Origin of the sequence: Rhodopseudomonas palustris (assembly GCF_007005445.1) — a bacterium.
GTDB classification, from domain to species: domain Bacteria; phylum Pseudomonadota; class Alphaproteobacteria; order Rhizobiales; family Xanthobacteraceae; genus Rhodopseudomonas; species Rhodopseudomonas palustris_G.
Genome location: NZ_CP041387.1, coordinates 4,382,091 through 4,393,149, shown reverse-complemented (window position 1 = coordinate 4,393,149; position 11,059 = coordinate 4,382,091). Strand labels below are relative to the sequence as shown.

The following is an 11,059-nucleotide window of genomic DNA, read 5'->3' as shown; positions in this document are numbered from 1 at the left end:
CTGCGGCATCATCGAGACCGCGGCCTGCCGTCCCGCTGCGATGATCCAGCTCCCGCTCCGCCATCCTGCTCGTCCGCGATCGGGATGAGGAAACGCACGGCGCGTGCCGCGTGGCTCAAGACATCAGGTTGCGGCTGTCGTGGCATCGGGCGGCGCGGTCCTGATCCATCACGGTCCTGATCCATCAAGACCGGCGCTGCTTCAAAACAGCTCGAAGTCGCAATCGCTTGCAACGGGCGCCTGCTGTTTGGCGGCGAGCCCGAACTGCTGCAGGAAGCGGCGATGGACGTCGCGCTCGCGCTCCATCGTGTAGCGCGCGTAGAGTTCGTCGAGGACGGCTTCGTCGTGGGGGCCGACAGCCGTGCGTCCGAGGTCTCCGCCGGCTTGTTCCAGATCCTTCGCCACGGCCGGGAGCGCCGAGGCGCTGGATTCGAGCGAGGTCATCTGCTCGCGGGCGCCGTTCATCACGGCGTCGAACTTGGCGCCTTCGTCGATAAGGCGACCGATCAGTCCGCCGAGCCGGTCGTTGCCGGCCTCGACGTGCTGCAGGGTTTGCAGGATCGACGCCTCCATGCCGGACAGCGTCGCCGGATCGCTGCTCTCCCGTGTCTTGCGCAGATCGTCGCCGACCTTGCCGATCTCGGACAGCAGCGGCCTGAGCCGGGACGCGGCTCCGGTCATCTGATCGGCCGTGACCTTCATTTCATGAGCGATCACCACGAAGGCGCGGCCCTTGGCGCCGAGATGGCCGGCGCGGAGGCCGGCGTTCATCCCGATCAGCGAGATGTCGACCACCGAGTCGGACAGGTTGGCGATGGCGTCTCGGAATCGTTCCAGCGTGTTCTCGACCACGCTCAGGGCTTCGTCGATCGAGCGGCCGCCGTCTTCGCACATCCCGATCAGGCTGGACGCCTGCGCCAGGGTCTGTCTCACCTGGAACAGAAACGACGACGAGCCGCCCTCGCGGCCGCCGTGCAGCGAACGGCCCTTTTCGACCAGCGTTGCCACCTCGGCCAGAATCGTCGACAGCGCGCGGACGACGTCACCGATGTCGCTGTTGAACTCCTGCTGCGCGTCGCGCAGTTGCACCGCTTCGAGATGGACCAGAAGCTGCGGCAGCGCGCCGGCCTCGCCGATTTCCGGCACCAGGCTCGGCTCCGGAACGGCGGCGCGCCGCAGTCCTTCGCAGACGTGCTCGAGCCGCTGCCGGGTGCTGTCGCCGGCCTGCAGCGACACGATCGATCGCCCGACCACTTCGCTGATCGTCCGGGCGCTGCTGCCGGCCAGTTCGGCGACGCCGACGCTGTCGTTGCGCTGCCGGCCGAGATCGGCGAACGCCGTCATCAGGGCGGTCCCGGAGGCGCCGAGCTGCGGCCGGTTGCGGCGTTCGAATTCGCTCTGGCGGCCCCAGGTGGTTTCCACCGCGGCCGCCAGCAATTGCTGATCCCGGACGCAGGCTTCGATCGAGGCCTGGACCGCCTTGCCGAGTTCATAGGCCTCCCGCGTGAACGCGATGAAGCCCTCGCGGTCGCCCTCCAGCGAGGCGGATTCGATCCGCGCGCTGCGGGCGATGGTGGTGATCATCTCGACGTGCTTGAGGAGCTGCTTCAGCAGCGAGCCGGCCTCGGCGACGTTGCGGCGGAGCTGGTCGAGCAGCGCGCTTTCGGCCGGCAGCGCGTCGGCGAGGCTGTTCAGCCGGCCGGCGATGTCGCGCAGCGCGCCGGACGCGCCTTCGATCTGCGCGGAGGACAATTCGCGGGCGAGATCGGCGAGGGCTTCGTTGAGCCCCTGGAAGATGCCGTGGCCTTCGCCGAGCTGACCGCCGACCTGGGCGAAGCTGGCCTCGATCCGCGACGCGACCAGTTCGATCGACGCGACGGCGTCGGCAATCGGATGTTTCAATGACGACACGACGCGATCAATCCGCTGCGACCGGTTGCTTGGCCTGCTGCCAGGCCATGATCTCGCGCGGGATCTGGGTCAGCGACACCACCTTCTCGACCGCCCCGCAGGCGATCGCTTCCTTCGGCATGCCGAACACCACGCAGCTCTCCTCGTCCTGCGCGCAGGTGGCGGCGCCGAGCTTGCGCATTTCAAGGAGGCCGCGCGCGCCGTCGTCGCCCATGCCGGTCATGATGATGCCGAGCGCGTTGGCGCCGGCATATTGCGCGGCCGATCGAAACAGCACGTCCGCCGACGGGCGATGCCGCGACACCGGCGGGCCGTCCTTGATGGCGATCTGATAGCGCAGGCCGCTGCGCACCAGCAGCATGTGCCGGGCGCCGGGCGCGATATAGGCCCAGCCCGGCAGCACCGGATCGCCGTCCTCGGCTTCCTTGACGTTGATCCGGCAGCCGGCGTTGAGCCGTTTGGCGAAGGCGGCGGTGAAGCCCTGCGGCATGTGCTGGACGATCAGAATGCCGGGGCAGGTCGGCGGCAGCACTTCGAGCACGTCGTACAGCGCCTCGGTGCCGCCGGTCGACACGCCGATACACACGATCCGCTCGGTGGTCGGGCGCGAGCGTCCGGCGACCGGCGGCGGGATGATGGCGTCGGCGGTCAGCTTCTGCTCGATCACCTTGCGGGCCGCGCGCGGGCGGACCCGGGCGCGCGCCGCGGACTTGATCGCTTCGCGCAGCCGGCCGGAGCTCTCCATCAGCGCCTGCCGGGTATCGACCCGCGGCTTCGGCACGATGTCGACGGCGCCGGCCTCGAACGCCTCGAACATCAGGTCCGAGCCCTCCGGCGTCAGCGACGAGCAGATCACCACCGGGATCGGATGCTGCGCCATGATCTTGCGCAGGAAGGTGATGCCGTCCATCCGCGGCATCTCGATGTCGAGCAGGATGACGTCGGGCAGTTCGTTCTGCAGCCGCTTGGCCGCCACGAACGGATCGGACGCGGTGGCGATCACCTCGATCTCGGGGTCTTCGCCCAGGATGGTGCCGAGCACCTGTCGCACCGAGGCGGAGTCGTCGACGATCAGGACCCGGACCTTCTGCTTCGCCATCTGATGCGCTCCGATCATCCCTACAGCTTAAAGACGGTTGGTTGAACCTGCCTTAACTTCGGCAGGGCGCTGTGGATCATCGATTCGGAGTGGCCGACCAGCAGGTAGCCGCCCGGCCGCAGATGCGAGCACAACTGCTCCACCACTTTGCGCTGGGTGTCGCGATCGAAATAGATCAGCACGTTGCGGCAGAAGATCACGTCGACGTCGCGGTCCACCGGATAGGACGCGTCCATCAGGTTCATGCGGGTGAAGTTGGTCAGCCGCCGCAGCTCCGGCACCACCCGCACCTCGCCGCGGCTGCGGTCGCGCGAGGTCAGGAAGTAACGGCCGACGAACGGCGCCGGCACCGGCGCGATCGCCTCGCGATTGTAGATCGCCGACTTGGCGAGCCGCAGCACGGCGGTCGAGATGTCGGTGCCGAGAATCCGGAACTGGAACCGCGACCCGGACTGCACCATGTCGTCCAGCACCATCGCGGTGGTGTAGGCTTCCATGCCGGTCGAGCAGGCGGCGCTCCAGATCTTCAGATCGTTGGACTTGCGGTCGGGCAGCTTCAGCAGCTCCGGCACCGCCACCGTTCTGAGAAATTCGAAATGCTGCGGCTCGCGAAAGAAGTCGGTCTTGTTGGTGGTGACGACGTCGATCAGATGGGTGAGCTCGTCGTCGAGGATCTGCCTGTCGAACAGGTGATCGACGTATTCGGTCACTCCGGAGAAATTCAGCGCCCGGACGCGCTTGTGCAGCCGTCCTTCCAGCATCACGCGCTTGGCGCTCGGCATCTTGATGCCGACCTGGCCTTCGATCAGCTCGGCGATCGAACGGAATTGCCTGTCCGATAGCTGGCGGCTGGACGGCTGGCGATTGGCATGGACCATGAGGATACTCGTCGTTCGGGCCCGTCGGACCGCGTCGCGCAGTCTACGCCGGCCCCGCCGCGGTGTTTCGCGACGGACCGGCGTCCGTGAAGGCGAACGCCGGTCGCCGGCGTTCCCTGGTTTTGCAGGGGGCGCGGATTCGTCCCGCGCGCTCAGCGCTGGAAGTCGGCGTCGCGATCGTCCTCGCCGTCGCCGAGCGCGAAGGCGAAGCCGCCGCCGCCGCCCGCCGCCTTGAGCTGGCGCTGCGGCTTGGCAGGTGCCGGCCGCTTGGCGCCGCGATCGATCGAGGCCATCTGGGAGGCCTTGGCGCGGAGCTGGCCGACCGCCTTGTCGAGCGGCGCGGCATGCGGGTTCGACGCCCCTTCCTCGATGCGGAAGAACGCGATGGTCGACTGCAACTGCTCGGCCTGCGAGGCGAGTTCTTCGGAGGTCGAGGAGACCTGCTCGGAGGCGCTGGCGTTCTGCTGACCGACCTTGTCGAGCTGCTGGATCGCCTGGTTGACCTGCGACGATCCGACGTCCTGCTCACGGCAGGCCGACGAAATCTCCTGCACCAGCTCGGCGGTGCGCTTGATGTCGGGCACCAGCTTGGCGAGCATCTCGCCGGCTTCCTGCGCGACCTTCACGGTCTCGCCGGACAACTCGCCGATTTCCGTCGCCGACGCCTGGCTGCGTTCGGCGAGCTTGCGGACCTCGGAGGCGACCACCGCAAAGCCCTTGCCGTGTTCGCCGGCGCGGGCCGCCTCGACCGCGGCGTTGAGCGCCAGAAGGTCGGTCTGCCGTGCGATTTCCTGCACGATGGTGATCTTCTCGGCGATCGTCTGCATCGCCTGCACGGCGCGGCCGACGGCGGTCCCGCTGGCTTCGGCGTCCTTGGCCGACTGCGCGGCGATCTTCTCGGTCTGGCCGGCGTTCTCGGCGTTCTGCTTGATGTTGGCCGCCATCTCTTCCATCGACGAGGAGGCTTCCTCGGCCGACGACGCCTGCTCGGTGGCGCCCTGCGAGAGCTGTTCGGCGCTGGCCGACAGTTCCTGGCTGCCGGCGGAGACGTTCTGCGCGGCGGTGAGCGCTTCCGACACGATCTGCCGCAGCTTGTGGATCATCTGCTCCAGCGCGATGCCGAGAGTGTCCTTGTCGGACAGGCGCTTGGCGTCGGCGGTGAGATTGCCCTTGGCGATCTCGTTGGCGACCGCCGCCGTGGCGTTGAGGTTGGCGGTCATCGCATTCAGCGACTTCACCAGGTCGCCGACCTCGTCGTCACTGGAGACGTCGATGGTCTGGCTGAGATCGCCGATCGCCACCGCGTCCGCGAGGCCGACCGCGCGGGCCAGTCCGCGGCTGATGTTGAGCGCGATCCAGATCGCAGCGATCAGCGCGATCACCAGCGACGCGACGACCAGACTGATCATCATGAGCTGAGCGCGCGCACCGTCCTCCTTGGCCTGCTCCGACCGGTCGTACATCACCTTTCGGACATAGGTGACGTACTCGTCGAGAGCGGCCGTCGCCTCGCCGACCTCCTTGCGAACCTCGGTGGCCGACAACTCGGTCGCCTTGGCCTTGTCGGACTTCGCCAGACGGAGAGCCTGGTCTTCGCTGGCGTTGACGCGCAGATACACGCCCTGGAACTTGTCCAGGATCCTCTTGCCGTTCTCGGTGGCGACGGCGTGGATCTCGTCCCGCGATCGCATCAGATTGGCGCGTATGCCGGCGATTTCCGCAACATAGCGGTCCACCTCAGTCTCGGAGACCGACAGAATGGCGTTCTTTTCGGCGCGAACCTGCTGCAGCAGAAACTCTTTGAGATGACTGGCCTTGTCCATCCGCTCCGCCGCTTGCGACAGAACCGACGTCGTCGCGGCCATTTCGTTCAGCTTGAAGTATCCGAGCGCACCAGCGACAGCGGACAGCAGGATCACGACGCCGAAGGCGCCGGCCAGCTTTGCTTTGACAGTCAGTCTCATTTCGAGATTCCTTAGGATCGAAGGTTTGGGCTTAACTCACGCAACAACAGGTTCGGATCGGGCGGTTCAGGCCGCCAACTCGTTGGATGGGGCCGCGCCGGCCGAAACCTCGGTGCCGGCCATCAGGCGCGCCAGATCGAAGATGATGACGAAGCGATCGCCCTTGCGGCCGATTCCGGCGATGTAGTCCGACTTCCATTTGCCGCCGACATCGGGCACCTGCTCCAGCGAGCTCTCCTCGATATCGGTGACCTCGTAGACGCAGTCGGCGACGAAGCCGACGCCGACGACGCGGTCTGCGACCGGCACGTCGAGAATGATGATGCGGGTCGCCTCGGTGGCGGGCACCGCCGGCAGATCGAGCTTCAGCCGCAGATCGAGAATCGGATAGCCGGTGCCGCGCACGTCGATCATGCCGAGCATGAACTCCGGGGCGTGCGGCAGCCGGGAGATCGGCCGCATGTCGAGGATTTCCCGCACGTTGCGGATCGACATGCCGAACGTCTCGCCGGCGAGCCCGAGCGTCAGATATTGCGCCGTTTCGGCCATGTCTTCCTCACTTCAGCGTAGGTTGGCGGCAGGCACTGCCGGATGTCGGACCGGGGACGCTCAATTCAGAATCCGTTCCATGTTGGGGACGACGACGAACTCGTCGCGCCATTTGGTGATGAAGCGGATGTATTCCGGCTTCCAATGCATGCCGACGCGCGGCGTCTGCTGGACATCGGTGCGGGAGATCTCGGTGACCTCGTAGACCTTGTCGGCGCTGACCCCGACCAGCACCGGATCGCCGTCGATCCGGACCTCGACCACGACGATCCGCGTATCGACGGTTTCGCACGCCGCCGGCATCCCGAAGCGGATCCGCAGATCGGCGTAGGGAATGACGTTGCCGCGGACGTTGATCACGCTCGGGACGAACGCCTTGGCGCCCGCCACCTTGGTGGCCGGAATCGGATCGATGATCTCGCGCACCAGACCGGCGTCGAGCGCGAATTTCTCCTCGCCCAGCCCGATCATCACCACCTGCATCGCGCTGCCGCCGTCAGTCGTGTCTTGAACCCGATCGCTGCTCATCAGGCCGCCTCGCTCATCTGTTTTTCCGCTTGCGCCTGGGCGAGGCCGACGAGCTGCACCACGTCGAGGATCAATGCGGCGGTCCCGTCGCCGAGGATGGTGGCGCCCGAGAACGTCGTGACGTTGGAGTGCAGCTTCGACAGCGACTTGATCACGGTCTGGTGGTTGCCGATGATCTGATCGGCCACCAGGCCGACGCGGGTCTCGCCGGTCGAGATGATGATCGTCTTCTGGTGCTGGTCCGGCTCGCCGTCGGCATCGAAGATGTCGCGCAGCCGCAGGAACGGCACGAGGTTGCCGCGGACGTTGAGGAAGTTGCGGCTGCGCGAGCGCTCGTCCTCAGCGGTGAGTTCGACGCATTCTTCCACCGCCGACAGCGGAATGATGTAGCGGCCACTGCCGACCCGGATCAGCAGGCCCTCGATGATCGCCAGCGTCAGCGGCAGACGCAGCGTGACGGTCGCGCCCTCGCCGGGCACGGTGGACAGCTCGATCGAGCCGCGCATGTTCTCGATGGTGCGCTTGACCACGTCCATGCCGACGCCGCGGCCGGACAGCGCCGAGATCGTCTGCGCGGTCGAGAAGCCGGGGTGGAACAGAAACTGATGGATCTCCTGGTCGGACGCCGAAGCGCCCGGTGCGATCAGCCCCTGTTCTTCGGCCTTGGCGCGGATCCGGGCGGTGTTGAGCCCGCCGCCATTGTCCTTCACGGTGACCAGAACCTGGGCGCCGCAATGCTGTGCCGCCAGCTCGATGCGGCCCTGTTCGGGCTTGCCGGCGGCGATGCGCGCGGACGGCGGCTCGATGCCGTGGTCGATGGCGTTGCGGATCAGGTGAACCAAAGGATCGGCGAGGCACTCGATCATCGTCTTGTCGAGTTCGGTGTCCTCGCCGACGGTGATGAATTCCACCGGCTTGCCGAGGTCGCGGGACAGATCGTGCACCAGGCGCCGGAAGCGGCCGAACAGCGAGCCGATCGGCACCATCCGGGCGCCCATGGTAGTGTCGCGCAGGCTGGAGGCGAGGCGTTCGATCTCTTCGGCGATCAGCTTGATCGAGATGTCGGTGCCGGAAGCGGCGAGCTGGGAGAGGCGGGCCTGGGCGATCACCAGTTCGCCGACTCGATCCATCAGTTCGTCGAGTCGCTCGGCCTGAACCCGGACCGTGGCGATGCCACGGTCTTCGGCGCGGCGCGGCTCGCCGCTGCGGCGCTCGGCGGAAGCCGCGGCCACCGCCGGTGGCGCGGAGCTCGTCTCCTCCACACTCTGCGGCGGCTCGGGCGGCAGGATCGAAACGTCGGGCAGCTCCAGCATCGGCACCGGCTGCGGAGCCTCGCCCTCGAACAGCGGCTCCAGGGAGAGCTGCATCTCGTCCTGGACGAACATGAAGACGTCGTCGATCGCGTCCTTGTCGCAATCCGAATGCAGCGAGACGTCCCATTTCAGGTAGCAATCCTCGGGCACCAGTTCGTCGAGGAACGGGATGCCGTCGGTCAGCGGCGTCGCGAAGCAGGAGCCGAGCTTGGCGAGGTCGTCGAGCAGGTCGAGCGGGTTGGATCCGTTGCGCAGGATCTGGGAGTCGAATTCGAAGCGGAGGTGCCAGCCGACCCGGCGGCGTTCCTGGGACGGTGCGTCCATGGTCTCGGTGGTCGACACGAACCGGCTGAGGTCGGCCAGGATCGCCTCGCCGATGATCGCGTCGGTGTCGTCCGGAGTCTCGATCAGCGCGCGGATGAAGTCCTTGGCGGCGAGCGCCACCGAGACCAGATCCAGCGTCGGCCTGATCTCGCCCTTGCGGACCCGTTCGAACGCGGTCTCGAATTCGTGGGTGAAGCTGGCGACCTTGTCGAACCCGAACATCGCGCCCGATCCCTTGATCGTGTGCAGGGCGCGAAACGCGGAGTCGACCAGTTCGCGGTCGTCGGGGTTTTGGCCGAGGTCGAGCAGCGCCGCTTCCAGCACCTCGAACAGTTCGGCCGCTTCCTGGCGGAAGACTGCTGCCGGATCGATCGTGGTCATGACCGCACCAGCTTGCTCACCACTGCGAGCAGTTGCTCAGGCTTGAACGGCTTGGTGATCCAGCCGGTGGCGCCGCAGCTCTTGGCTTCCTGCTTGACCGCGTCGTTGGACTCGGTGGTCAGGAACACGATCGGCAGGCCGACCAGGTTGGGCTGCTTGCGCAGCGCCTTGATCAGTTCGAGCCCGTTCATCACCGGCATGTTGAGGTCGGTGATGACGAGATCGACCTTGGTGGCCTGGGCCTTCGACAGGCCCTGGGCGCCGTCGCCGGCCTCGAGCACGCTGTGGCCGGCCGGCTCGAGCGTCACCTTGATCATCTGGCGAATGCTCGGGGAATCGTCGACGGTGAGGATCGTGGCCATTACGAGCCACCTTTCTTCTGCGGGAAATGCTTGTCGATCATCGCGTCGCCGGCGAAGCCGGCGCGCTGCAGGGTGTCGCGGAGGACGTCGGAGAGCTCGGTGAGCACCACCGGGCGGCCCTGGGCCTCGCCGGTCTTGGCGGTCGACAGCAGGAGCTGAATCGAGGTGAGATCGGCCCTGTTCACGTTTGAACAGTCGATCTCCAGTGGGCCTTGGCGGCCGAGCGCGTCCTGAATGGTTTCGTGGATGCTGCGGATGGAAGAGATACTACAGTCGGAGGGAAGCCGAAGCGCGGCTCCCGCTTCGGTGGGATCAAACGTCATTGCAGTCCCCAGTCGCGAGGCGATCGATCGTCGCGGCGCGAATAACTTGGCGATACGGGAAAGCGTGACGTTCAAACATTAAGATAGTGTACTACGCGTCGCTAAACTGCTTATCGGCAAAGCCCCGAGCCGGAATCGCATAGCTCGGTCGTGCTGATAGGGTGAACTACCCGGCAATTCCTCATTTTAGCATTAGATCAAATGATATGACGGCCCACAGGCCTTAGTTCAGATTTAATAGGTAGCTGTTAGCGTCGGCTTTTGGCGGACTCACTAAGAGTTGTGCAGAATGTTGATTCAAGCATTGGTTGTGGACGACAGCCGGTCGGCTCTGGATTACTTGACGCGGACGATCGAGGCAGACGGTCAGGTGCACGTAATCGCGTTCACCGAGCCGGTGCTGGCGCTGGCTTCGGCCCGCAACCTCGATATCGACATCGTCTTCGCCGACTACGAGATGCCGAACATGGACGGCATCAGTCTGATCCGGCGGCTGCGGTCGCTGCCGAAGTTCTCCGACATCCCGATCGTGATGATCACCTCGGTCGAGAGCGACGAGGTTCGCCTGCGTGCCCTCGACGCCGGCGCCACCGACTTCCTGCCGAAACAGCCGAAGAGCCTGGAGACCCAGGTCCGGCTGCGCAACATGATCCGGCTCGGCCTCGCCGTGCGCAAACTGAACGACCGCGCCGCCCTGTTGGCGAGCGAAGTCGCGCGCGCCACCCACGAGCTGCAGGAGCGCGAGGAGGAGATCATTCTGCGGCTCGCGCTGTCGGTCGAGTATCGCGACAACGACACCGGCGATCATACGCTGCGGGTCGCCAAGTACAGCCGGATGATCGCCGAAGGTCTGGGACTGCCGGACCGGCTGTGCCGCGACATCTATCTGGCGGCGCCGCTGCACGATGTCGGCAAGGTGGCGACGCCCGACCATATCCTGCTCAAGCCCGGGCGGCTGACGCCGGACGAGATCGCGATGATGCAGACCCACACCACGGTCGGCGGCTCGATCCTGGCCGGCAGCCGCTGCGAACTCATTCAACTCGCCGCCGATATCGCCATCGCCCACCACGAGCGATGGGACGGCACCGGCTATCCGAACCGGCTGAAGGGCGAGGCGATTCCGGTCGCGGCACGGATCGTCGCGGTGGCCGACGTGTTCGACGCGCTCGCGACCAAGCGGCCGTACAAGGAGGCGATGCCGCTGCCGGTGGCGCGCAAGCACCTCGAGGACGGCCGCGGCCAGCACTTCGATCCGGCCTGTGTCGATGCCTTCCTGGCCCGATGGGACCAAGTCGTGGCGATCGCGACGGATCGAATTCTGGGCTCCCGGCAGGACGCCGCGCCGCTGCAGCCGCAACTCCAATCGGAAGCCGCGCGGTCCGCAGTCACGGCGCCGAGCGCCTGACGGATCGCCGCGGAGCCGT

At 66.3% G+C, this 11,059-nt stretch carries 10 protein-coding genes; 1 reads left to right on the top strand and 9 read right to left on the bottom strand.

Annotated elements, in window-relative coordinates:
* Positions 1-201: 201 nt before the first annotated feature.
* The 9 genes from FLL57_RS20215 to FLL57_RS20175 all read right to left on the bottom strand — a co-directional run bounded on the left by FLL57_RS20215 (position 202) and on the right by FLL57_RS20175 (position 9,632).
* Entirely contained in the window at positions 202-1,911 is a 1,710-nt protein-coding gene (locus FLL57_RS20215) for a methyl-accepting chemotaxis protein (RefSeq protein ID WP_013500347.1), read from the bottom strand.
* Positions 1,912-1,918: 7 nt separating this feature from the next.
* A complete protein-coding gene (locus FLL57_RS20210; protein WP_013500348.1) occupies positions 1,919-3,010 on the bottom strand; it encodes a protein-glutamate methylesterase/protein-glutamine glutaminase in 1,092 nt (363 codons plus the stop codon).
* A 20-nt stretch (positions 3,011-3,030) separates the two neighbouring features.
* Positions 3,031-3,888 (bottom strand): CheR family methyltransferase, encoded by an 858-nt coding sequence (locus FLL57_RS20205; RefSeq protein ID WP_142883849.1) that lies wholly within the window; start codon positions 3,886-3,888, stop codon positions 3,031-3,033.
* A 152-nt stretch (positions 3,889-4,040) separates the two neighbouring features.
* On the bottom strand, positions 4,041-5,852 hold the full coding sequence (locus tag FLL57_RS20200) for a methyl-accepting chemotaxis protein (RefSeq protein WP_142883848.1): 1,812 nt from the start codon (positions 5,850-5,852) through the stop codon (positions 4,041-4,043).
* A gap of 66 nt (positions 5,853-5,918) precedes the next feature.
* A complete protein-coding gene (locus FLL57_RS20195; protein ID WP_013500351.1) occupies positions 5,919-6,401 on the bottom strand; it encodes a chemotaxis protein CheW in 483 nt (160 codons plus the stop codon).
* A gap of 60 nt (positions 6,402-6,461) precedes the next feature.
* Complete coding sequence (locus FLL57_RS20190) at positions 6,462-6,929, bottom strand: chemotaxis protein CheW (protein ID WP_047308145.1); 468 nt, start codon at positions 6,927-6,929, stop codon at positions 6,462-6,464.
* Positions 6,929-8,947, bottom strand: a complete 2,019-nt coding sequence (locus FLL57_RS20185) for a chemotaxis protein CheA (RefSeq protein ID WP_142883847.1) — start codon at positions 8,945-8,947, stop codon at positions 6,929-6,931. The genes FLL57_RS20190 and FLL57_RS20185 overlap by 1 nt, the downstream gene beginning before the upstream one ends.
* On the bottom strand, positions 8,944-9,309 hold the full coding sequence (locus FLL57_RS20180) for a response regulator (protein ID WP_013500354.1): 366 nt from the start codon (positions 9,307-9,309) through the stop codon (positions 8,944-8,946). Before FLL57_RS20180 ends, FLL57_RS20185 begins: the two co-directional genes overlap by 4 nt.
* Positions 9,309-9,632 carry an STAS domain-containing protein gene (locus FLL57_RS20175; RefSeq protein WP_142884255.1) on the bottom strand — a complete coding sequence of 108 codons (324 nt, stop codon included), beginning with the start codon at positions 9,630-9,632 and terminating at the stop codon, positions 9,309-9,311. Before FLL57_RS20175 ends, FLL57_RS20180 begins: the two co-directional genes overlap by 1 nt.
* Before the next feature lie 289 nt (positions 9,633-9,921).
* Between FLL57_RS20175 and FLL57_RS20170 the strand changes: the two genes are divergently transcribed.
* Entirely contained in the window at positions 9,922-11,040 is a 1,119-nt protein-coding gene (locus tag FLL57_RS20170; RefSeq protein ID WP_142883846.1) for an HD-GYP domain-containing protein, read from the top strand.
* The last annotated feature ends 19 nt before the right edge of the window (positions 11,041-11,059 follow it).

What these genes read in the sequence shown, in the direction of transcription:
- FLL57_RS20170 (WP_142883846.1), top strand. Translation starts at nt 9,922, where the DNA reads ATGTTGATTCAAGCATTGGTTGTGGACGACAGCCGGTCGGCTCTGGAT.
- FLL57_RS20195 (WP_013500351.1), bottom strand. Translation starts at nt 6,401, where the DNA reads ATGGCCGAAACGGCGCAATATCTGACGCTCGGGCTCGCCGGCGAGACG.
- FLL57_RS20175 (WP_142884255.1), bottom strand. Translation starts at nt 9,632, where the DNA reads ATGACGTTTGATCCCACCGAAGCGGGAGCCGCGCTTCGGCTTCCCTCC.
- FLL57_RS20180 (WP_013500354.1), bottom strand. Translation starts at nt 9,309, where the DNA reads ATGGCCACGATCCTCACCGTCGACGATTCCCCGAGCATTCGCCAGATG.
- FLL57_RS20205 (WP_142883849.1), bottom strand. Translation starts at nt 3,888, where the DNA reads ATGGTCCATGCCAATCGCCAGCCGTCCAGCCGCCAGCTATCGGACAGG.
- FLL57_RS20185 (WP_142883847.1), bottom strand. Translation starts at nt 8,947, where the DNA reads ATGACCACGATCGATCCGGCAGCAGTCTTCCGCCAGGAAGCGGCCGAA.
- FLL57_RS20190 (WP_047308145.1), bottom strand. Translation starts at nt 6,929, where the DNA reads ATGAGCAGCGATCGGGTTCAAGACACGACTGACGGCGGCAGCGCGATG.
- FLL57_RS20200 (WP_142883848.1), bottom strand. Translation starts at nt 5,852, where the DNA reads ATGAGACTGACTGTCAAAGCAAAGCTGGCCGGCGCCTTCGGCGTCGTG.
- FLL57_RS20210 (WP_013500348.1), bottom strand. Translation starts at nt 3,010, where the DNA reads ATGGCGAAGCAGAAGGTCCGGGTCCTGATCGTCGACGACTCCGCCTCG.